The 20631-nt window shown below is 60.0% G+C and carries 21 protein-coding genes; 8 read left to right on the top strand and 13 right to left on the bottom strand.

Annotated features, from left to right (window positions below; translation table 11 throughout):
* Positions 1-6 precede the first annotated feature (6 nt).
* From ugpE to ACIQWS_RS12035, 8 genes are all read right to left on the bottom strand, one after another.
* Complete coding sequence (gene ugpE / locus ACIQWS_RS12070; protein ID WP_346305246.1) at positions 7-855, bottom strand: sn-glycerol-3-phosphate ABC transporter permease UgpE; 849 nt, start codon at positions 853-855, stop codon at positions 7-9.
* A gap of 11 nt (positions 856-866) precedes the next feature.
* Positions 867-1757: a sn-glycerol-3-phosphate ABC transporter permease UgpA gene (gene ugpA, locus ACIQWS_RS12065; RefSeq protein WP_288194052.1), complete on the bottom strand. Its 891-nt coding sequence runs from the start codon at positions 1755-1757 to the stop codon at positions 867-869.
* 65 nt (positions 1758-1822) lie between these two features.
* Positions 1823-3133, bottom strand: a complete 1311-nt coding sequence (gene ugpB, locus ACIQWS_RS12060) for a sn-glycerol-3-phosphate ABC transporter substrate-binding protein UgpB (RefSeq protein ID WP_403177107.1) — start codon at positions 3131-3133, stop codon at positions 1823-1825.
* A gap of 162 nt (positions 3134-3295) precedes the next feature.
* Positions 3296-3895 (bottom strand): bifunctional nicotinamidase/pyrazinamidase, encoded by a 600-nt coding sequence (gene pncA / locus ACIQWS_RS12055; RefSeq protein WP_223612687.1) that lies wholly within the window; start codon positions 3893-3895, stop codon positions 3296-3298.
* Positions 3896-3947: 52 nt separating this feature from the next.
* Positions 3948-5117, bottom strand: a complete 1170-nt coding sequence (nagA, locus tag ACIQWS_RS12050; protein WP_403177101.1) for an N-acetylglucosamine-6-phosphate deacetylase — start codon at positions 5115-5117, stop codon at positions 3948-3950.
* On the bottom strand, positions 5114-6124 hold the full coding sequence (locus ACIQWS_RS12045) for an SIS domain-containing protein (protein ID WP_403177097.1): 1011 nt from the start codon (positions 6122-6124) through the stop codon (positions 5114-5116). Before ACIQWS_RS12045 ends, nagA begins: the two co-directional genes overlap by 4 nt.
* A 17-nt stretch (positions 6125-6141) precedes the next feature.
* Positions 6142-6930, bottom strand: coding sequence for a GntR family transcriptional regulator (locus ACIQWS_RS12040; RefSeq protein ID WP_223612690.1), 789 nt, complete (start codon positions 6928-6930; stop codon positions 6142-6144).
* Positions 6923-7810: a BadF/BadG/BcrA/BcrD ATPase family protein gene (locus tag ACIQWS_RS12035; RefSeq protein ID WP_403177089.1), complete on the bottom strand. Its 888-nt coding sequence runs from the start codon at positions 7808-7810 to the stop codon at positions 6923-6925. Before ACIQWS_RS12035 ends, ACIQWS_RS12040 begins: the two co-directional genes overlap by 8 nt.
* 197 nt (positions 7811-8007) lie before the next feature.
* Between ACIQWS_RS12035 and ACIQWS_RS12030 the strand changes: the two genes are divergently transcribed.
* The 6 genes from ACIQWS_RS12030 to ACIQWS_RS12005 all read left to right on the top strand — a co-directional run bounded on the left by ACIQWS_RS12030 (position 8008) and on the right by ACIQWS_RS12005 (position 14319).
* On the top strand, positions 8008-8919 hold the full coding sequence (locus ACIQWS_RS12030) for an N-acetylmuramic acid 6-phosphate etherase (RefSeq protein ID WP_346305243.1): 912 nt from the start codon (positions 8008-8010) through the stop codon (positions 8917-8919).
* A 34-nt stretch (positions 8920-8953) separates the two neighbouring features.
* Complete coding sequence (locus tag ACIQWS_RS12025) at positions 8954-10213, top strand: ABC transporter substrate-binding protein (RefSeq protein ID WP_223612692.1); 1260 nt, start codon at positions 8954-8956, stop codon at positions 10211-10213.
* 209 nt (positions 10214-10422) lie between these two features.
* A complete protein-coding gene (locus ACIQWS_RS12020) occupies positions 10423-11373 on the top strand; it encodes a carbohydrate ABC transporter permease (RefSeq protein ID WP_223612693.1) in 951 nt (316 codons plus the stop codon).
* A gap of 12 nt (positions 11374-11385) precedes the next feature.
* Positions 11386-12225 carry a carbohydrate ABC transporter permease gene (locus ACIQWS_RS12015; RefSeq protein ID WP_223612694.1) on the top strand — a complete coding sequence of 280 codons (840 nt, stop codon included), beginning with the start codon at positions 11386-11388 and terminating at the stop codon, positions 12223-12225.
* Positions 12222-13289 carry a Gfo/Idh/MocA family oxidoreductase gene (locus ACIQWS_RS12010; protein WP_346305242.1) on the top strand — a complete coding sequence of 356 codons (1068 nt, stop codon included), beginning with the start codon at positions 12222-12224 and terminating at the stop codon, positions 13287-13289. The genes ACIQWS_RS12015 and ACIQWS_RS12010 overlap by 4 nt, the downstream gene beginning before the upstream one ends.
* A 28-nt stretch (positions 13290-13317) precedes the next feature.
* Positions 13318-14319, top strand: coding sequence for an ABC transporter ATP-binding protein (locus tag ACIQWS_RS12005; RefSeq protein WP_403177069.1), 1002 nt, complete (start codon positions 13318-13320; stop codon positions 14317-14319).
* Between the two features lie 3 nt (positions 14320-14322).
* On the opposite strand, the gene ACIQWS_RS12000 is transcribed toward ACIQWS_RS12005, so the two are convergent.
* Both ACIQWS_RS12000 and ACIQWS_RS11995 read right to left on the bottom strand, forming a co-directional pair.
* Positions 14323-14718: a hypothetical protein gene (locus ACIQWS_RS12000; RefSeq protein WP_403177064.1), complete on the bottom strand. Its 396-nt coding sequence runs from the start codon at positions 14716-14718 to the stop codon at positions 14323-14325.
* A complete protein-coding gene (locus tag ACIQWS_RS11995; RefSeq protein WP_403177062.1) occupies positions 14711-14959 on the bottom strand; it encodes a type II toxin-antitoxin system Phd/YefM family antitoxin in 249 nt (82 codons plus the stop codon). The genes ACIQWS_RS12000 and ACIQWS_RS11995 overlap by 8 nt, the downstream gene beginning before the upstream one ends.
* 171 nt (positions 14960-15130) lie before the next feature.
* On the opposite strand from ACIQWS_RS11995, the gene mgrA reads away from it, so the two are divergent.
* Together mgrA and ACIQWS_RS11985 are read left to right on the top strand one after the other, a co-directional pair.
* Positions 15131-16192 (top strand): L-glyceraldehyde 3-phosphate reductase, encoded by a 1062-nt coding sequence (gene mgrA, locus ACIQWS_RS11990; RefSeq protein WP_223612697.1) that lies wholly within the window; start codon positions 15131-15133, stop codon positions 16190-16192.
* A 155-nt stretch (positions 16193-16347) separates the two neighbouring features.
* The gene (locus ACIQWS_RS11985; RefSeq protein ID WP_403177055.1) at positions 16348-17667 is read left to right on the top strand and encodes a UDP-glucose dehydrogenase family protein; all 1320 of its coding nucleotides are present in this window, start codon (positions 16348-16350) and stop codon (positions 17665-17667) included.
* 154 nt (positions 17668-17821) lie between these two features.
* Here ACIQWS_RS11985 and ACIQWS_RS11980 read toward each other — a convergent pair whose 3' ends face one another.
* Genes ACIQWS_RS11980 through ACIQWS_RS11970 form a run of 3 tightly spaced genes read right to left on the bottom strand, consistent with a single transcriptional unit; the run spans position 17822 to position 20592 of the window.
* Positions 17822-19507, bottom strand: a complete 1686-nt coding sequence (locus tag ACIQWS_RS11980) for an ArnT family glycosyltransferase (protein ID WP_403177053.1) — start codon at positions 19505-19507, stop codon at positions 17822-17824.
* Between the two features lie 25 nt (positions 19508-19532).
* Complete coding sequence (locus ACIQWS_RS11975; RefSeq protein WP_223612700.1) at positions 19533-19853, bottom strand: lipid-A-disaccharide synthase N-terminal domain-containing protein; 321 nt, start codon at positions 19851-19853, stop codon at positions 19533-19535.
* A complete protein-coding gene (locus tag ACIQWS_RS11970) occupies positions 19846-20592 on the bottom strand; it encodes a glycosyltransferase family 2 protein (protein WP_403177046.1) in 747 nt (248 codons plus the stop codon). Before ACIQWS_RS11970 ends, ACIQWS_RS11975 begins: the two co-directional genes overlap by 8 nt.
* Positions 20593-20631 lie beyond the last annotated feature (39 nt).

Here is a 20631-nt window from a genome sequence, read left to right as displayed (position 1 = left end):
ATGGGATCATTTCTCCGTTTCGACCAGACCGCGCACGAACCAGCGTTGCATCAGCACAACGACGAGGATCGGGGGGAGGATGGCCAGAATGCAGGTCACCATCACCAGATGCCATTCGGTGTCGGCATCGGCGAAGGAAATCATTTTGCGCAGACCGATGACGATGGTCGTCATGTCGTTGCGGTTTGTCATCAGCAGCGGCCAGAGATACTGGGTCCAGCCATAGATGAAGAGGATGACGAACAGCGCTGCGATGTTGGTTTTGGACAGGGGCAGCAGGATGTCCTTGAAGAAGCGCCATGGGCCTGCACCGTCGACGCGTGCCGCTTCCACCAGCTCGCCCGGTATGGTCATGAAGAACTGGCGGAACAGGAGGGTTGCGGTAGCCGATGCCATGAGGGGAACCGTCAGGCCCGTATAGGTATCGATGAGGCCGAGATCGACCATGACCTTGTAGGTCGGCAGGATGCGGACCTCGACCGGCAGCATCAGGGTGATGAAGATCAGCCAGAAGAAGACCATGCGGCCGGGAAAGCGGAAGAAGACGATGGCATAAGCCGACAGGATCGAAATGATGATTTTGCCGACGGCAATCGCCAGCGCCATGATCGTGCTATTGATGAGCAGGCGGCCGACACTCACGCCGCCGATGCGGCCGATGCCGCCGAAAAGCGCCGTCGTGTAATTTTCCCAGAAATGCCCGCCGGGCAGCAGGGACAGCGGCGGCCGCATGATATCCTGCAGCGACTGGGTCGAGGCGATGAAGGCGTAGTAGATCGGGAAGGCCACGATCAGGATGCCGACAATCAGGATGATGTGGGCGACGAGACGGCCGATGGGATTGTTCTGGATCATCTCTGCGCTCCTCAGCCGTAATGCACTTTGCGCTCGACATAACGGAACTGGATCGCCGTCAAGCCGATGACGATGACCATGAGGATCACCGATTGCGCCGCAGAGTCGCCAAGGATCAGGTTGACGAAGCCGTCATTGTAAACCTTGTAGACCAGTGTCTCCGTCGCCTTGCCGGGGCCGCCGCCGGTGACGGCATGAATGATGCCGAACGTGTCGAAGAAGGCGTAGACGGTGTTGACGACCAGCAGGAAGAACGTCGTTGGGGCAAGCAGCGGGAAAATGATGGTCCAGAAGCGCTTGGTTTCGCCCGCACCATCGATGGCGGCGGCTTCGATCAGCGATTTGGGAATGGACTGCAGCCCGGCAACGAAGAACAGGAAATTGTAGCTGATCTGCTTCCACGCGGCGGCGGCAACCACCAGCAGCATGGCCTGATTGCTGTTGAGCAGCGGGTCCCAATTGTAACCGGCGGAGCGGATCATATAGGCGAATGTGCCCATCGAGGGGTTGAACAGGAACAGCCAGAGCATGCCGGCAATGGCCGGAGCGACGGCATAGGGCCAGATCATCAGGGTGCGGTAGACACCTTTGCCGCGGATGACCTTGTCGGCCATGACGGCGAACAGCAGCGCGAAGCCCATGGCAATGACTGCCGTAGCGATGGAGAAGATGACCGTGACCTGAAGCGAATTCAGGTAATTGGGGTCACTCAGGATGCGCTTGAAATTGCCGAGGCCGACGAACTGGGTCGACAGGCCGAACGGATCCTCGCGCAGCACCGACTGGCGGATGGCCTGGGACGCGGGCCAGTAGAAAAAGACAATCGTGATGGCAAGCTGCGGCGCCAGCAGCAGATATGGCAGGATCTTGTTCGGAAAAGTGACACGCGTTGACGATGCCATGATTGCCCCTCTTGAAAAGAGCCCCGTCCGCAAGACATGCGGACGGGGCGTTCATGAACCGGCTCTTACTGGCCGTTCGCCTGTTTGATGGCTGCATTGCCGCGCTTGACGGCATTGTCGAGGGCCTGCTGGGCGGTCTGCTTGCCGGAGAGCATGTTCTCGAACTCTTCGTTCTCGATATCACGCACCTGTGGCAGGTTCGGCAGACGAACGCCCTTGGAGTTTTCCGTCGGCGCCTTGCCCATCATCTGCTTGATCGGAATTTCGCGGGCAGGGTTCTTGTCGTAGAAACCGGATTTCTTGGTGTCCTCATAGGCGGCAAGGGTCACCGGCAGATAGCCGGATACCTGGTGCAGGCGGGCCTGGATGTCGGTGCGCGACAGGAAGGTGAAGAAGGCGGCAACGCCCTTGTATTCCGCGTCGGACTTGCCGGCGAACACCCAGAGGCTGGCGCCGCCCGGTGTCGTGTTCTGCGGTGCACCCTTGGCATCGGGGTCATAGGGAAGCTGGCCGGTGCCGTAGTTCATGCCCGACTTGACCACGTCGCCCAGGCCGCCGGAGGATTCGGTGAAGATGCCGCATTCGCCTGACAGGAACAGCGGCTTGGCTTCGGATGTGCGTCCGCCGTAACGGAAGGTGCCATCCTTGGCGAGGTCGGCCAGTTCCTGGAAGTGTTTGACATAGATCGGCGCGTTGATCTTCAGCTCGACATCGGTTCCGGCAATGCCGTTTTCATTGGTGCCGTAGGAGACATTGTTCCAGGCGGCAAAGTTTTCCGTGTGGATCCATGTCAGCCATGTCGAGGTGTAGCCGCACTTGGCTGCGCCGCTGGTCTTGATCTTCTTGGCGGCATCCCAGACTTCCGGCCAGGTCTTTGGCGGGTTGTTTTCATCGAGGCCCGCCTTCTTGAAGATATCCTTGTTGTAGTAAAGGATCGGCGAGGAGCTGTTGTAGGGGAAGGACAGCATCGTGCCGTCCGGCTTGGAATAATAGGCGACGATGCCCGGCAGATAGAGGCTCTTGTCGAACTTTGCGCCGCCCATCGAGAGAATGTCGGCCACCGGTTTGATCGCGCCCTCGGCGCCCATCATGACGCCGGTTCCCGCGTCGAATACCTGCATGATATGCGGGGCCTGCTTGGCACGGAACGCGGCAATGCCGGCGTTCAACGTTTCGGGATAGGTGCCCTTGAACACCGGAACGACCTTGTAGTCGCTCTGGCTTTCGTTGAATTCCTTCGACAGGGTTTCAACAACCTCGTTGTTGGCACCGGTCATGGCGTGCCACCAGCTGATTTCGGTGACGGCAAAGGATGAGGTGGACGATGCGAGGATAAGTCCGAGCGCAAGGCTGAGCGAAGTGCCGCGAAATGTCATGTATGTCTCCCATAATGAGGCGTCGTTAGGAACACGCTTATTGGATGCGCTTATGGGCACTATCCTCATTATGTGACAGAGAAACAACAGTTTTATGACTTTGGTCGAATGTCTGGGTTAACGCCTGTGGAAAAAATGCTCAGCTGTTCACTTTTGCGCCGGTCAGATGAGGGTAACACCGGCCTTGCGCATATTCGCGACCATGGCGGCCAGTGACCCGCCCATGTCGATGGCGCGGCAGGCATCGAGCAGCACATCGGCGGTAAAACCGTGCGCCACCGCATCCAGCGCGGAATAGGCGACGCAATAGTCTGTCGCCAGCCCGACGAAGGTCACATTGGTGATGCCGCGCTCGCGCAGGTAGCCGGCAAGGCCGGTCGGGGTCTTGCGGTCGTTCTCGAAAAACGCCGAGTAACTGTCGATGTGCGGACGGAAGCCCTTGCGGATGATCAGTTCGGCCTTGGTCCACTGCAGATCCGCATGGAAATCGGCACCCGGCGTACCCTGAATGCAATGGTCCGGCCACAGCGTCTGGTCGCCGTAGGGCATTTTCACCGTGTCGAAGGGCGCCTTGCCGGGATGGGAGAAAGCGAAGCTCGAATGGCCGGCCGGGTGCCAGTCCTGCGTCAGGATGACGTGATCGAACCGGATGATCAGTTTGTTGATGATCGGGACGATTTCGCTTCCGCCATCCACGGCCAGTGTACCGCCCGGGCAAAAATCGTTCTGCACATCGATGACGACAAGCGCGTCCCCAGCCATTTTATTTCTCCGATTGTCCAAAAAGGGCAGTATCGTCAATCGGAGAAGCCCGTCAACTCGGGTTTCGGGCGTAATGCAGATCGCCGTCGATCCAGACGTGATCGACGCCAAGCGCATCATCGAGATGCACGATATTGGCGACATATCCGGTGCCGATGCGCCCGTAGCGATGATCGATGCGGATGCTCTCGGCGGGATAGAGCGAGGCCATCCGCAGGGCTTCCTCCAGGTCAAGTCCAAGCTCGCGATGGACGAAGCGGACTGCCGAAATCATGTCGAGATCGGCTCCCGCAAGCGTGCCGTCTTCGAGCGTCAGGCGGCCGTCATGCCGCCGGATCGTCCGTCCGTTCAGCGTGAAGGTGGTGATATCCGTGCCGATGGTCGACATGGCGTCAGTCACGAGAAAAATCCTGGCCGGACCCTGCTTGGCGCGCAGGGCAATCGCCATCGAGGCCTTGCTGACGTGGAAACCATCGGCAATCAGCCCTGCCGACAGTTCGCCGGTTTCAAGGATGGCGCCGACAACGCCGGGGCTGCGGTTTCCGAGCTGGCTCATGGCATTGAAAAGATGGGTTGCCATGGACGCGCCGGCATCCTTGGCAGCGACCGCCATTTCATACGTTGCGCCGCTGTGGCCGATGCTGACGATGACACCCGCATCGACCATGGCCTTGATCTTGTCGACGGGAACGGTCTCCGGGGCGACAGTGGTGAGCAGTACCGGCAGTGCCTGCACGGCTTCCACGATCGCCACAAGATCGCTGTCCTCCATCGGGCGGATAAGCGCGGGATCGTGCGTGCCCTTGTGCGAGACGGAAAGGTGCGGGCCTTCGAGATGCAGGCCGATAAATCCGGTGACTTTTTCCAGCGCCGCCGCCTTGCCGGCGGCAATCGCTGCATTGGTGATGGCGGGGGTGTCGGTGATCAGGGTCGGCAGGAGGGCGGTCGTGCCGAAGGCGAAATGCGCCTGGCAGATGGTCCTGATCGCCTCGACGCTCGGGCCGTCGTTCAGGAGAACGCCGCCGCCGCCATTCACCTGTACGTCAATGAAACCGGGCACAAGCTTGCCGCCGTTGAGCGCGACCCGGCGAACATCCGCAGGGATGTCCGCCTGGGCAACGATACCGGTGATGGTGCCGGCATCGACGAGAATCGCCGAACCGGCATGCCAGTTTTCGCCGTCAAAAATGTCGGCGCCGGTCAGTGCATAGACAGTGCTCATATTGTTTCAGTCACTTTTCTCAAATGCGGTGGCTCGTCCGGATTCAATCCGCGGCTGCGGGCAAAATCTTCCACGAAAGCATAGAATGATACCAGCAGAGTGAGCGGGTCCGTCAATGGGTGCGACGTCGCGATGAACGGCAATGCGGTGGCTTTCGATGGTTTCGCCGATGTCAGGAAGACAGCGGCCTCCTGTTCGGCAAGGCGATCGGCAGCCTGCACGATTGAATCTTCAGCCGCATCGCGCGCTGCAAGCACCAGAACGGGGAAATCCTTGCCGACGATGGCCTTGGGTCCGTGCATGACTTCTGCGGCGCTGTAGGATTCCGCGTGCATGGCGCTGGTTTCCTTGAATTTCAGCGCCACTTCGTTGGCAATGGCAAGGGATGGTCCGCGTCCAAGCACGAAAAGCGAGTTTTCGCCCTTCATGGCGGCGCCGAACGGCGACCAGTCGCAGCGGATGGCCGCTGCAAGGGCTTTGGGCAGTTCATCGATGGCGGCAAGCAGTTCCTTGTTCTGCGTCCAGTGGCCGATCATGGCGAGACCGGCGACCGCCGAGCTGACAAAGGTCTTGGTGGCGGCGACGCTGCGTTCCTGTCCCGCCAGGATATCGATGGCGAGATCGCTGGCATAGGCGAGATCGGAATTGATTTCATTGGTGATGGCGAGCGTCAGCGCGCCGCTTTCGCGTGCCGCCTTGGTCATGCTGACAATGTCGGGGCTCTTGCCGGACTGGGAAATGGAGAGGGTCGCGGCGCTCTCGAGTTTCAGGGTGATGCCATAGATCGAGGCGACGGACGGTCCAAGCGAGGCGACGGGAATGCCTGCGGTCAGTTCCGTTGCGTATTTCAGATAGGCTGTCACATGGTCCGATGAACCGCGGGCAATGGAGGCCAGGAAGGGCGGGTTCTTCTCGCGCAGTCTTGCTCCGGCACTGGCCAGCGTATCGCGGGAAGCATCGAGAAACCGCGCGGTTACATCCGGGATGGAGCGAATTTCTTCGCGCATGAGAGTTCCGTTGGTGGTCAAAGTACTGCTCCTGAAATTTCCGAGGAGTCGCCGAGCTTCAGCTCCGCGACAAATTCATAGGCATCCGCCCGATAGATCGACCGGGTAAACTCGATCACTTTTCCCGATTCGAGATAGGATATGCGCTCGATGTTGAGGCTGGCCGAACCCGCGGGTACCTCGAGCAATTTGGCATCGGCCTCCTTCAGGATTGCCGCCGAAATGCGCTGAATGGCGCGGGCCGGGCGATTGCCGCCCTCAGCCAGCACCGCATAGAGCGACAGCGTGACCAGTTCCGGATTGGGCAGCACCTGAATGGACAGGGCGGCGCGTTCAATCGCCATGGGCGTGTCATTGGCAACGCGCAAGCGGCTGATGCGGGCAACTTTCTCGCCCGAGGAAAGACCGAGCGTGACCATTTCTTCCGGCGAGGGCGGATAGATGCCGCGATCGAGCCATGTGGAGCGCACGATCATGCCGCGCCGCGCCATGTCCTCGGTGAACGAGGTCAGGTGCGACAGCGATTGCTCGACCCGCTCCGAACGGGGCGCGACAAAGGTGCCGGAGCCATGCCGCTGCACGAGCAGGCCGGTGTTGACCAGCCCCTGAACCGCCTTGCGCACGGTGACACGCGAAATATCGGCGATGGTGGCAAGTTCCCGTTCGGGCGGCAAGGCATCGCCCGGCTGCAGCATGCCGTCGCGGACAGCCGTTTCGATCAACCGCTGCAGCTTGACGTAGAGCGGGCCGCCACTGGCAGAACCATCATTCAGGGAAGGCAGGATATCGATCAACCCATCAGCCATGCACGGCCTCCTTGCGCGCCGGCGCGAAGTTTTTCACCGCCAGTTGCACCGCGCCCGTCAGCGCGTCATGCAGCGGCTTTTGCAGCTTTGCTCGGTACGGGGGCGAAAGATGCTGTTCGAACAGCGGCCCCAGTCCGCCGATCAATGACAGGCGTTCCTGCGCGGATGGCATGATGGCATCGAGCCCCTCTTCGATCTGTGCCGCCGCCCTGTTCACAATCGCCAGCGCCACGGCATCGTTGCGGGCAGCATAGTCAAAAACGAGCGGCGTAAGCGTACCGAAATCGCTGGGGCGTGCCGCGTGGGCAAACTCGACGATCCGGTGGGGATTGTTTTCAAAGCGCTGGAGGACGGCCTCTGTCAGGGGTGACGAAGGGTGAAACCGGTCATGGGCCAGCAGGGCCTCTTCCAGGAGATCGCGGCCGATTCGCGCGCCGCCGCCAAGATCACCCACCTTGAAGCCCCAGCCGCCTGCAAATCGGATGTCATCGCCTTCGCGTGTGACGAACAGGGTGCCTGTGCCGATGATGACCACGGTTCCGTCATTGTCGCCGAGCGCACCCTGCAGGGCGATCGTGCCATCGGATGTCACCAACGAATGCTGAAAGGGCAGGGTTGTCCGCAGCTTCTCGCCATTGCCGCCGACCATGGCGCCAGCGAGCCCAAGAACCGCCGCGGTCGCGGGAATCATTGCTGCATCGATCCCGGCTTCGGCAAAGGCTGCATTTGTCGCGCCGAGAATATTCAGGCGCGCGTTTTCCATGTCGGTCATGATGTTGGCCGAACCGCTTTTGCCGATGCCCAGAACATGGCCTGTCATATCGGCCACGGCTGCCCTGCAGCCTGTTCCACCACCATCAATTCCCAGGAGATATCTCACACTCGTTGCCCTCCGAAAATAGAATACCAATAAAATACCAATAGCCAAGCGTTAATTCCAGGTTTTTTCCACTTTTATTCATCATGCTGATTTTATTGAGTAATTCAACTTGTATGAAAAACAGTGCATGATTTTTTTAAGAACCTCTGGACAAGTGGTATTTTTTTGGCATTAATTATCGCAACGAGGAGAGGCGAGTGGTGGTAACCCGTACCGAGCAACGCAACGACAAGGCATCCGGATTGGACGAGCGATCGCCAGCCGATGTTTTGCGTTTGCTGCACGAGGCGCAGATCGAGGCAGCGGCTTCGGTGGCGCGGGCGACGGATTCCATTGCCGCGGCGGCGCTGCTCGCCGCCGAAACCCTGGCCGCGGGCGGGCGTATCGCCTATGCCGCCGCCGGCAGCTCCGGCCTGATGGCGCTTGCCGATGCACTCGAACTGCCCGGCACCTATGGCATCGCGCCGGACCGTGTGGTGATCCTTCTGGCGGGTGGTATCGAAAGTCTTGTCCGCCTTGCCGGCGGGTATGAAGATGATGTCGAGCAGGCCGCCCGCGATATCGCTGGCGCCGGCCTTGGGCAGGGCGATTGCCTGATTGCCATTTCCGCCAGCGGCACGACGCCCTATGCGGTGGCGGCCATCGATGAGGCCAAGCGGCGCGGGCTGAAGATCATCGCCATTGCCAACAATCCGGCTGTGCCGCTGTTCAGGCATGCCGACGTGGCGATCACGCTGGAAACACCCCCGGAAATCGTCGCCGGTTCGACACGCATGGGGGCAGGGACCGCGCAGAAAATCGCGCTCAATCTTCTCTCCACGCTCATGGCCGTGCATCTGGGCCACGTGCATGACGGCTACATGGTCAATCTTGTTGCCGACAATGAAAAGCTGCGCGAACGCGCCGCTCTCATCGTTTCGGCCATCGCCGCCTGCGACATCGCCGATGCGAAACAGCATCTGGCTTCAACCGATGGATCAGTAAAGCGCGCAATCCTGCTGGCAGCGGGTGCAGCCGACGCAAAACAGGCATCACACATTCTCGAAAGCAATCAACAGAGGCTACGCCCGTCGCTTTCGACACTGAAAGGGAGCCTCGGCTCTCGTTAACGGCACTGCTCAAAGGGTGCAACAGGAGACTAAAATGGGAAGCACGACTTTAAAATCACTGCTCATGGCAACGAGCATCCTGGCTTCGGCCGGCTTTGCTCATGCCGCCGATACAACGCTGACAATCGAAAGCTGGCGTACGGACGATCTTGCCATCTGGCAGGAAAAGCTCATTCCGGCCTTTGAAGCGAAGAATCCCGGGATCAAGGTCAAGTTCGCTCCGACGCCGCCGACCGAATATGATGCCGCTCTTGGCGCCCGCTTCGATGCCGGCAGCGCCGGTGACATCATCACCTGCCGTCCGTTCGACAAGTCGCTGGAACAGTTCAAGCGTGGCAACCTGTCGAGCCTGAAGAGCCTTCCGGGCATGGAAAACTTCACGCCTGTTGCCAAGGCGGCATGGAGCACCGATGACGGTTCCGACACGTTCTGCGTGCCGATGGCATCGGTCATTCACGGCTTCATCTACAACAAGGATGCCTTCGACAAGCTGGGCATTGCGGTTCCAACGACCGAAGCCGAGTTCTTCGCCGCTCTCGACAAGATCAAGAAGGACGGCACCTACATTCCGCTCGCCATGGGCACGAAGGACCTCTGGGAAGCCGCAACCATGGGCTACCAGAACATCGGACCGAACTATTGGAAGGGTGAAGAAGGCCGTACCGCGCTGATCAAGGGTACGCAGAAACTTACCGATGCAGATTGGGTTGCGCCTTACAAGACGCTTGCCAAGTGGAAGGATTATCTCGGCGACGGTTTCGAAGCCCAGACCTATCCGGACAGCCAGAACCTGTTCACGCTCGGCCGTGCCGCGATCTATCCCGCCGGTTCGTGGGAAATCTCGCTGTTCAACACGCAGGCACAGTTCAAGATGGGCGCGTTCCTGCCACCGGTGCAGAAGGCCGGCGACACCTGCTACATCTCCGATCATGCCGATCTTGGTGCAGCGATGAATGCCAAGAGCAAGAATCCGGAAGCGGCCAAGAAGTTCCTCAGCTGGGTTGCTTCTCCAGAATTCGCCGACATCTATGCCAACGCGCTGCCGGGCTTCTTCAGCCTGTCGTCGACGCCTGTCAAGATGAAGGACCCGCTGGCGCAGGAATTCGTGTCCTGGCGCGAAAAGTGCAAGCCGACGATCCGTTCGACCTATCAGATCCTGTCGCGCGGCAAGCCGAACCTGGAAAACGAAACCTGGGTTGAATCGGCCAATGTGATCAACGGCACCGATACGCCCGAAGTTGCAGCCAAGAAGCTGCAGGACGGTCTCGACAGCTGGTACAAGCCTGCGAAGTAAGCAATCGAATGCCGGGGCGGTTCGCGCCGCTCCGGCATTTCGCTTATTCCGAGCACATTTTGTTTATGCGAAACCAAGGCCGATGTATTTGGGCCCAAACAAAACGTGCTTAGAAGTGGCAATCATTGCCGCTGCATTCGTTTGACGAACGGCAGTCGTGGACCGGTTTTCCATGACCAACAAATCAATAAGCAGGGGTTTGCGAGTTAATGAGCACGGCCGACTATTCCCAGTCTGACAGCGGTCAGGACAAACGCGCACGGCGCTGGCACATCCTTGTGTTCCTGCTGCCGGCGGTGATCGTCTATACGGCGATCATGATCCTGCCCTTGATCGAAACCCTGCGCCTGTCGCTGTTCAACGTGGTTGACGGGCAGAGCGTGTTTGTCGGTTTCGGCAATTTCCAGACCCTGTTCGGCGAACCGCGCTGGTCGGCGAGTTTCTGGAACGCTCTGCGCAACAATTTCGTGTTCTTCCTGATCCACATGCTGGTGCAAAACCCGATCGGCGTCGCCCTGGCTGCGCTGTTGTCGGTGCCGAAGCTGCGCTTTGGCGCCTTTTACCGCACGGCGCTGTTCCTGCCGACCCTGTTGTCCTTCGTGATCGTCGGTTTCATCTGGAAGCTGATCCTCTCGCCGATCTGGGGCGTATCGCCCTACCTGCTTGATCTCGTCGGCCTGAAATCGCTGTTCGCGCCCTGGCTGGGCCGGCCCGACACGGCGCTCATCACCGTATCGCTTATCTCGGTCTGGCAGAATGTCGGCATTCCGACGATGCTGATCTACGCATCGATGCTGAGCATTCCCGAAGAAGTTCTCGAAGCGGCGGAATGCGACGGCATTACCGGTTGGAGCCAGTTCTGGAAGATAAAGCTGCCGCTGATCCTGCCATCCATCGGCATCATTTCCATTCTGACCTTTGTCGGCAATTTCAACGCCTTCGACCTTGTCTATACGGTGCAGGGCGCGCTTGCCGGCCCGGACGGATCGACCGATATCCTGGGAACGCTGCTGTACCGCACCTTCTTCGGCTTCCAGCTGCAGATCGGCGACAAGTCCATGGGTGCGACCATTGCCACGGTGATGTTCCTGATCATCCTCACGGGCGTGTGCATCTATCTCTTTGCCATCCAGCGGCGCATGCGCCGGTACCAGTTCTAGGAAGGTCCCGTCATGGCAAAAGCCCGTACATCACCCCTCCGCTCCGGTTTCGTTCACGTCGCCCTGATCATCTACACGCTGATCGCGCTGTTTCCGGTGTTCCTGATCATCATCAATTCGTTCAAGGACCGGGCGTCGATCTTCCGCAACCCGCTTGGCCTGCCGAATGCATCCAGCTTCAGTCTGGTCGGTTACAACTCGGTGCTGACACAGGGTGATTTCACCCTGTATTTCCAGAACAGCCTGATCGTCACTTCCGTGTCGATCTTCTTCGTGCTGCTGTTCGGCGCCATGGCGGCCTTCGCCCTGTCGGAATACCGCTTCCGTGGCAATTCGCTGATGGGGCTTTATCTCGCCCTCGGCATCATGATCCCGATCCGCCTTGGAACGGTCGCGATTCTGCAGGGCATGGTTGCGACGGGGCTCGTCAACACCCTAACCGCGCTGATCCTCGTCTACACCGCGCAGGGCCTGCCGCTCGCCGTGTTCATTCTCACCGAATTCATGCGCACCGTGTCGGATGACCTGAAGAATGCCGGCCGCATCGACGGTCTGACGGAATATTCGATCTTTTTCCGGCTGGTGCTGCCGCTGGTCAAGCCTGCCATGGCAACGGTCGCCGTATTCACGATGATCCCGATCTGGAACGATCTGTGGTTCCCGCTGATCCTGGCGCCAAGCGATGCCACCAAAACTGTCACGCTGGGTTCGCAGGTGTTCATCGGCCAGTTCGTTACCAACTGGAATGCCGTTCTGGCGGCGCTGACCCTCGCCATCCTGCCGGTGCTCGTCCTTTACTTCTTGTTCTCGCGGCAACTGATCCGCGGCATTACATCGGGAGCAGTCAAATGAGCGCGAATACGCAAAAGCCTGTGCGGGTTCTGGTTGCCGGGCTTGGCAATATGGGCCGGAGCCACGCGCTCGCCTATCACAACAATCCCGGCTTCGAGATTGTCGGGCTGGTCAACCGCTCCGTCGTGCCGCTGGCCAAGGAATTGCAGGGCTACACGATCCACCCCTCGTTCGAACAGGCGCTGGCCGATCTCAAGCCGGAGCTGGTTTCGATCAACACCTACTCCGACAGTCATGCGGACTATGCCGTTGCCGCCATGGCGGCGGGTGCCGACGTCTTTGTCGAGAAACCGCTGGCGACAACCGTCGCCGATGCGCAGCGTGTGGTCGCCGCGGCCAAGCAGTATGGCCGCAAGCTGGTGATCGGTTACATCCTGCGCCACCATCCGTCATGGGTGCGGCTGATCGAGGAAGCCCGCAAGCTCGGCGGACCCTATGTCTTCCGCATGAACCTCAACCAGCAGTCGAGCGGCCCGACATGGGAAACCCACAAGGCGCTGATGCAGACCACGTCGCCCATCGTCGATTGCGGCGTGCATTATCTCGACGTGATGCTGCAGATCACCGATGCCACGCCGGTTCAGGTGCGCGGCATGGGCGTGCGGCTTTCCGACGAGGTCGATGCGAAGATGTACAATTACGGTCATCTGCAGGTTCTCTTCGACGACAATTCCGTCGGCTGGTACGAGGCAGGCTGGGGTCCGATGATTTCGGAAACGGCCTTCTTCGTGAAGGACGTGATCTCGCCCAATGGCTGCGTGTCCATCGTCATGGACCAGAACGCCAAGTCGGATGATATCGACTCGCACACCAAGACATCGACCATCCGGCTGCATTCGGCCAGGACAGGCGCGGACGGGCGTTTTGCCAAGCCGGACGAACTGCTCAACATGGCGGGTGAACCCGGCCATCAGGAGCTTTGCGACCTGGAGCAGGCCTTTGTTCTCAAAGCCATCCGCGAGGATCTCGACCTGGGCCGCCACATGCAGGATGCCGTGCGGTCGCTCAGTGTCTGCCTTGCGGCTGATGAAAGCGTGCGCACCGGCAAGCCGGTAGACCTGTAATTAAAAGTTTGAAGACGGGAACAAGACATTGGGTTCTTTGAAGATAGAAAATATTCGCAAGTCTTTCGGCCAGGTTGACGTGCTGAAAGGCATCGATCTCGAGGTGCGGGATGGCGAGTTCGTGATTTTTGTCGGGCCGTCCGGCTGCGGCAAGTCGACCTTGCTGCGCGTGATCGCCGGTCTTGAGGATGCGACCTCGGGCGAGATCCTGATCGACGGCAAAAAGGTCAACAATACGCCGCCGGCAAAACGCGGCATCGCCATGGTGTTCCAGACCTATGCGCTTTATCCGCATCTGTCGGTGCGCGACAATATGGGCCTTGGCCTGAAGCAGGCCGGCAAACCCGCGGAAGAAATCAAGGAACGCACGAAGGTCGCTTCGGCCATGCTGTCGCTCGATGATTATCTGGAGCGACGCCCGGCCGAACTGTCCGGCGGCCAGCGCCAGCGCGTGGCCATCGGCCGCGCGATCGTGCGCGAGCCGCAGCTCTTCCTGTTCGACGAACCCTTGTCGAATCTCGATGCGGCGCTGCGCGTCAACACGCGGCTGGAGATTGCCCGCCTGCACCGGCAGCTGAAGGCGACGATGATCTACGTGACGCACGATCAGGTGGAAGCCATGACGCTTGCCGACAAGATCGTCGTCATGAACAAGGGCAGGATCGAGCAGGTCGGCTCGCCGATGGAACTCTACAATTCACCGCAGACGCTGTTCGTCGCGGGCTTCATCGGCTCGCCGCAGATGAACCTCGTCGAGGGCGCGAAGCTCGGCGACCCCGCGGCAAAGACCGTCGGGATTCGCCCGGAGCATATCCAGGTGAGCAATACATCCGGCACCTGGAAGGGGTCGGTCATCCACGTGGAGCATCTTGGAGCCGATACGATCATCTATCTGCAGACGGATTTCGGTCCGCTGACGGTCCGCCTCTTTGGCGAGCACCAGTACGAGGTCGATCAGGTGCTCTATGCGACGCCGGATGCCGGACGCACCTACCGTTTCGATGCCAACGACCAGATCATCAAGGCGTGACGGTCACGTCCGCAGGACAGCCCGCACGCGGCGTTCTGCGGATGCCTGTTTTATGAGTATGGCGATTTTCCGAAGGAAGGCTTCGCTGAAGGCACCCAACGGGGTTATCGAGACAAAGTCGTAGGCTTTGTCGGCATCGACATAATTGTATTCGTCCAGAATAAGCCACGATGGAAAATCGAGCCCGGCGCGGCGGCATTCAATTTCGCTGACGGCGGTGGAGGCACGCGATCTCAAGGGTTTTTGTGAGGTGAGCGGAAACAGAAACAGGTTGGCCGGATTTGTGGCTGTTTTAACGACCAGGCAGACTGGACGTGCTTTTCGGCCGGATTCTTCACCCACATCGGCCTGACGTGCCCAAAGATAGTGGTACTCGAGCACGTCACCGGGTTTAAGCATCGTCCTCGCCGGTTAGTATCGTGTCGAGACCTTCCAAAAGCGAGGTGTGTATGTCATCCGGCGCATCCTCAAGTGTATAGGCGACCGCACTCGACTGGCCCATGAGGTGGTGATATTTTTCCGCCGTGATGATGATGAGCTTTTCCTTGCCGTGCTTGGTCAGAGCGACAGGCTCGATCAGGGCCGTATCGAGAATTTCGCCCGACTGGCGGTTAACCTCCGAAAATGTGAACTGCTTCATGACGGACTCCTCGATCTAAACTACGTATTATACGTATTATACGTAATAAGGCAATGCGACTTACCTATTTCACGTCATGACATCCCCATGACTTTCGTTCATAGTCCGGCGCGCTGAAACGGGAATCGTCCGGCTTGGCGCCGAGGCAAGACGACAGGGAAGAGATCGATCATGAAATGGACTGCGGACTCCAAACGCTACGACACGATGAAGTACAATCGCTGCGGCAAGAGCGGCCTCAAGCTGCCGGCAATTTCCCTGGGGTTGTGGCACAATTTCGGACACGACACGCCGCACCAGACCAAGCAGGCCATCTGCCGCCAGGCCTTTGATCTGGGCATCACCCATTTCGATCTCGCCAACAATTACGGCCCGCCGCCCGGTTCTGCCGAAGAAGCATTCGGCGAAATCCTGCGCACGGATTTCCAGGGCCATCGTGATGAGCTGATCATTTCCTCCAAGGCGGGTTACGGCATGTGGCCCGGCCCTTACGGGGAGTGGGGCAGCCGCAAATACATGATCGCCAGCTGCGACCAGAGCCTGAAGCGGCTCGGTCTCGATTATGTCGATATCTTCTATTCGCACCGCTTCGATCCGGATACGCCTCTCGAAGAGACCATGATGGCGCTCGACCACATCGTCCGTTCCGGGCGCGCGCAATATGTCGGCATCTCCTCCTACAACTCGCATCGCACCCGCGAAGCGGCCGCCATACTGGAAGAACTCGGCACGCCGTGCCTCATCCATCAGCCGAGCTATTCCATGATCAACCGCTGGATCGAGGATGACGGTCTTGTCGACACGCTGGAAGAACTCGGCATCGGCTCCATCGTGTTCTCGCCGCTGTCCCAGGGCATGCTGACCGACAAATATCTCAAGGGCGTGCCGGAAGAAAGCCGCGCAGCCCAGGGCAAGTCGCTCAATCCGGCCTTCCTCAGCGAACAGAACCTTGCCAATATCCGGGCATTGAACGCGATTGCCGCAAAGCGCGGCCAGACATTGGCGCAGATGGCGCTTGCCTGGGTGCTGCGGCGCGGCCGGATCACCACCGCGCTCATCGGCGCGAGCAAGCCGCAGCAGGTCATCGATTGCGTCAAGTCTCTGGAAAATCTCGATTTTACCGATGCGGAGCTTGCCGAAATCGACACTTATGCAAACGATGCGAACATCAACCTCTGGGCCGCGTCGGCCGAGCGCCGGGGACCGGAGCGCACCCCGCCGAAACTGGCTTGAACACGCGTTGAAACGCTTTAGATAAGGCACATCGAAAACGCTGGCTGCGATCCCGTGGCTGGCGTTTTTTGAATGGGATGCAACCCGCAATTGGCAGCGCCGCGCGAATATGCGACATGTCTGCGCGAAATTGACGTCACGAATGGGATAGTGCGATGAAGATTGCAATGATCGGGACTGGCTATGTCGGTCTGGTTTCTGGTGTGTGCTTTGCCGAATTCGGTTTTCAGGTCACCTGCGTCGACAAGAACCCGGCCATTATCGAGCGCCTGCAGGCCGGGGAAGTGACGATCTATGAACCCGGTCTGGACGAACTCCTGACCCGCAATGCCCGTGACGGGCGCCTGGTCTTTACGACAGAGCTGGCATCGACGGTCGCTGACGCGGATGTGATTTTCATCGCCGTCGGCACGCCGTCGCGGCGCGGCGACGGGGAAGCCGACCTGCAATATATCTACGCCGCTGCGGATGAGATCGCCGCCGCCATGAAGCCGGGCGCGGTGATCGTGATCAAGTCGACGGTCGTGGTCGGCACCAATGCCGATGTGCGCGCGCATATTGCCAAGGCGCGGCCCGATGTGCCGTTCTCGATGGTATCCAATCCGGAATTCCTGCGCGAGGGCTCGGCCGTCGAGGATTTCCTGCGGCCGGACCGCGTTGTGGTCGGCGTGCATGACGAGCCCGGTTCCAATGCCATGAAGCGCGTCTACCGGCCGCTTTACCTGCGCGAAACGCCGATGATCGTGACCACGCTGGAAAATGCCGAGATCATCAAATATGCCGCCAATGCCTTTCTGGCGATGAAGGTCACGTTCATCAACGAGGTGGCTGACCTGTGCGAAAAGACCGGCGGCAATGTGCAGGACGTGGCGCGCGCCATCGGCATGGACAACCGCATCGGCTCGAAATTCCTGCATGCTGGGCCCGGTTTCGGCGGCTCCTGCTTCCCCAAGGATACCCGCGCCTATGCGGCGACCGGGCGCAAGATGAATGCGCCGCAGACCCTGATCGAGCAGGTCGTCGTGGTCAACGAGCAGCGCAAGCACTCCATGGCGGCACGGGTGATCGCGGCGGCCGCCAGGAGCGGTGCAAAAACCATTGCGGCGCTTGGCATCGCCTTCAAGCCCAACACCGACGATATTCGCGAGTCACCGGCGCTCGATATCATCCCCGCCCTGCAGAAGGCAGGCCTGACGGTGCGCGCGCATGATCCGGAAGCGCGCTCGGCTGCCGAATCGGTGCTGCCGGGCGTCGTCTGGTGCAAATCCGCCTATGAGGCCGTCGAGGGCGCAGGGATCACCGTGCTCCTGACCGAATGGAACGCCTACCGCGCACTCGATCTGAAGAAGGTTGCCAGCCTGATGAAGGGCAATCTCCTGTTCGATCTGCGCAACGTCTATGGCGAGCAGGACATCGACGGCACGGGGCTGGAATACCACTCCATCGGCCGCCCGCGCCTGGGGCAGGGCGTTTAAAACAACATTTGCATCGTGGTGGTGCGTGGTTCGACAAGCTCACCATGAGGGAGGTGGTTTATCACCATGAGGGCGATGGTTTCATTGCAGCCCGCAAGCTTCCCTCATGGTGAGCTTGTCGAACCACGCACGGCAGATATGCCATCGGATAAGATTACTGCGCGGCCTTGTACAGTGTTATGGTTGTCTTGCGGCCCTTGCTGTAGTTGATGCCTGAAACACTGCCGGCCACGACGACGGATTTTTCCCCCTGCGGCAGGTTTTGCAGAAACTCCGCCTGGCTGCCCTCGTCGACGGCGGAAATCGCGCAGGCGGGATTGTCGAGCAGATATTTTGCCGCGCCCGCGCCACTGGTCAGGATGGTCTTTGTACCCGCCAGAAAAACCAGGCTCGGCTCGGCATAGCCCGCCGATGCCAGCACGCTGTTGGCGCAGGGTTTTGCCGCATTGAAGGCATTGTTGATGGCCGGGCTCATCCAGATCGGCGTGATGGCCGGAGCCACGCCCCATGTGAGCAGAGCCAGCGTAGCAATGGCAAAGGCTGCCGTCACCTGTATGGCACGCGTCAGATTATCCCTGAGCACGAGGCCGCTGGCAAAGATGCCTGCCGCCGCTGCGGTGAAGAAGGCAATGATCCCCGCAATGGGAAGCGTGTGGGCCATGACAAAGGGCAGGACGGTGCCTGCGCCCATCAGCGCCAGCGTGGCAATGGCCAGACCCAGCAGTGTCAGCCGTTCAAGCCAGATCTGCCAGCGCCCGCGATAGGGCTGGCTGGCAATACCGCTGTCCACCGCCCAGGCCATCATCAGCAGCAGCGCGGGATAGGCGGGCAGGATATAGTGCGGCAGCTTGGTCGGGATCATCTCCGTGACCAGCCAGTAGGGAATGTACCAGGCGGTCAGGAAGGCGAGACGCGGATCGGTGCGGAAATGGCTGAGCGCCTGCAGACCGCCGCGTATGGCCATGACGCCGAAGGGCCAGAGAAACAGCACGAAAATCAGCGCGAAATAACCGGGCGGTGCGCCGTGGCTTTCCTGCCCGTCGCCCACCTTGGACAACAGGTCATTGCCGACGGATTCGTTGAAGAAGGCGCCGCCGCTCTTCAGCGTGATCAGGACGAGCCAGGGCAGGACAATGACCAGCAGAATGGCGATGCCGCTCAGGGGTTTCAGCCGCTTCAGCCATTGCCATTCGCGGTAGAAGAGACAGAGCGCGGCGGCGGTGAGCACGCTGACGAAAGGCGTGATCGGTCCCTTGATCAAAACGCCTATGGCCGTTGCGATCCAGAAGACAAGGGCGGGTGTCCATTTTGCCGGGGTGTTGTTGCGGCTAGCCATCCATATCCACGCCAGCGCACCCTGGGCAAACACCACGGTGGCGAGCAGGGTGGCATCGGTTTTCGCCACACGCGCTTCGAAGCCGAGCATGACAATGGCCGCAAGCGCCATGCCTGCGAGCAGCCCGGCGCTCTGGCCGAACAGGAATGCGCCCAGCGCCGCCGTGGCGAGAACCGCCAGCGTTGCGCCGCCGACCGAGACGAGCCGGTAGACCCAGACCGGTGCCGTCTGGTCATAGCCGGTGGCCTTCAGCACGGCGCTCTGGAGCCAGTAGATGCCGACGGGTTTCTTGTAGCGCGAGGCATCCTGAAAGCGGATATCGACGTAATCGCCGGTTTCCGCCATCTGGTGCGTGGCCTGGATATAGCGCGCTTCATCCCGGTCGAGCGGCGGAATCGCGGCGATTCCGGGCACGAACGACACAAGGCAGATGAAAATGAGCAGCAGGTAGTGGCTGAAGCGGAGTTTTGCGGTGCCCGCAGACGCAGGGTCAGAATGGGTCATGATCGTGCCTTGCGGTGCCTTCGGCTCAGCTGTCCTGCGTCATCGCCTTTTTCTCATTGGCGATCAGCCACAGATTGCGGATGTAGACGACGAGGCCCAAACCCTGACCGGCGATGAACACCGGGTCCTTGCGCACGATCGCGTAGATGAAGAGCAGAACGCCGCCAAACAGCGAGAAGAACCAGAACGTCACCGGAACAACGCTGCGCTTGGCCTTTTCCGAAGCAATCCACTGTACGACGAAGCGCATGGTGAAGCAGCCCTGTGCGAAAAAGCCGAGAAGGATCCAAGCGTCAAACTGAGCGACAAAGACCGAGTGCAGCCAATTGCTAAATGCGTCAGCCATGGCTGATCTCCGTGATGGTTGGAACGGTCTTGCGGCGCTTTCTCAGCCACCACACACCGTAAAGATCGAGAATACCGCGCAGGCCGCGGTCGAGAATACCGTAATTGGATTTGCCGTGGCGGCGTTCGCGGTCCACCACATCCACATGCACGACGCCGTAACCCTCGCGGATCACCAGCGCGGGGAGGTAGCGGTGCCAGCCGTCGAAGAACGGCAGTTCGCGGAAAAGCTGGGTGTGCACCGCCTTCAACCCGCAGCCGGAATCGCGCGTGTTGTCCTTCAGGATGGCGCCGCGCAGCTTGTTGGCGAGTTTCGACGAGATCTGCTTCAGCTTGGTGTCGGTGCGCTTCAGCCGCTGGCCGGCGGCAATGCCCACGGCGGGGCCTGCCTGGATCAGCGCATCGGCGAGCCTGGGCAGATAGGCCGGATCGTTCTGGCCATCGCCGTCCATCGTCACGACGACTTTGCCCCTTGCGGCGAAAACGCCGGATCGGACCGCAGCGCTCTGGCCGGCTGATTTGTCGTGGCGGATATGGCGCAGCGGCTTGCCGGCGCGGATGCGTTCGGCCAGGGCGTCGCCCGTTCCATCGGTCGAACCGTCATCGACCACCACCACTTCGTAGCTGCGGCCTTCCATGGCTGCATCCACTTCATCGAGAAGGAAGGCCAGGTTTGCGGCCTCGTTTCGGCATGGAATTACGATTGTGATTGCCGGATTGCTCAATGTGCAGGCTTTCATATTGTCTGGTCAGGCGCGCTCCTTAACACTGAAAGAGCC

The organism is Phyllobacterium sp. NPDC097923 (assembly GCF_044760925.1).
GTDB lineage: Bacteria > Pseudomonadota > Alphaproteobacteria > Rhizobiales > Rhizobiaceae > Phyllobacterium > Phyllobacterium calauticae.
The sequence above is the reverse complement of the archived record's forward strand: the minus strand, read 5'-3'. Positions and strand labels throughout refer to the sequence as shown.

Coding starts and splice junctions, on each gene's coding strand:
- ugpE (WP_346305246.1), bottom strand. CDS start 855: ATGATCCAGAACAATCCCATCGGCCGTCTCGTCGCCCACATCATCCTG.
- ugpA (WP_288194052.1), bottom strand. CDS start 1,757: ATGGCATCGTCAACGCGTGTCACTTTTCCGAACAAGATCCTGCCATAT.
- ugpB (WP_403177107.1), bottom strand. CDS start 3,133: ATGACATTTCGCGGCACTTCGCTCAGCCTTGCGCTCGGACTTATCCTC.
- pncA (WP_223612687.1), bottom strand. CDS start 3,895: ATGGCTGGGGACGCGCTTGTCGTCATCGATGTGCAGAACGATTTTTGC.
- nagA (WP_403177101.1), bottom strand. CDS start 5,117: ATGAGCACTGTCTATGCACTGACCGGCGCCGACATTTTTGACGGCGAA.
- ACIQWS_RS12045 (WP_403177097.1), bottom strand. CDS start 6,124: ATGCGCGAAGAAATTCGCTCCATCCCGGATGTAACCGCGCGGTTTCTC.
- ACIQWS_RS12040 (WP_223612690.1), bottom strand. CDS start 6,930: ATGGCTGATGGGTTGATCGATATCCTGCCTTCCCTGAATGATGGTTCT.
- ACIQWS_RS12025 (WP_223612692.1), top strand. CDS start 8,954: ATGGGAAGCACGACTTTAAAATCACTGCTCATGGCAACGAGCATCCTG.
- ACIQWS_RS12020 (WP_223612693.1), top strand. CDS start 10,423: ATGAGCACGGCCGACTATTCCCAGTCTGACAGCGGTCAGGACAAACGC.
- ACIQWS_RS12015 (WP_223612694.1), top strand. CDS start 11,386: ATGGCAAAAGCCCGTACATCACCCCTCCGCTCCGGTTTCGTTCACGTC.
- ACIQWS_RS12010 (WP_346305242.1), top strand. CDS start 12,222: ATGAGCGCGAATACGCAAAAGCCTGTGCGGGTTCTGGTTGCCGGGCTT.
- ACIQWS_RS12000 (WP_403177064.1), bottom strand. CDS start 14,718: ATGCTTAAACCCGGTGACGTGCTCGAGTACCACTATCTTTGGGCACGT.
- ACIQWS_RS11995 (WP_403177062.1), bottom strand. CDS start 14,959: ATGAAGCAGTTCACATTTTCGGAGGTTAACCGCCAGTCGGGCGAAATT.
- mgrA (WP_223612697.1), top strand. CDS start 15,131: ATGAAATGGACTGCGGACTCCAAACGCTACGACACGATGAAGTACAAT.
- ACIQWS_RS11985 (WP_403177055.1), top strand. CDS start 16,348: ATGAAGATTGCAATGATCGGGACTGGCTATGTCGGTCTGGTTTCTGGT.
- ACIQWS_RS11980 (WP_403177053.1), bottom strand. CDS start 19,507: ATGACCCATTCTGACCCTGCGTCTGCGGGCACCGCAAAACTCCGCTTC.
- ACIQWS_RS11975 (WP_223612700.1), bottom strand. CDS start 19,853: ATGGCTGACGCATTTAGCAATTGGCTGCACTCGGTCTTTGTCGCTCAG.
- ACIQWS_RS11970 (WP_403177046.1), bottom strand. CDS start 20,592: ATGAAAGCCTGCACATTGAGCAATCCGGCAATCACAATCGTAATTCCA.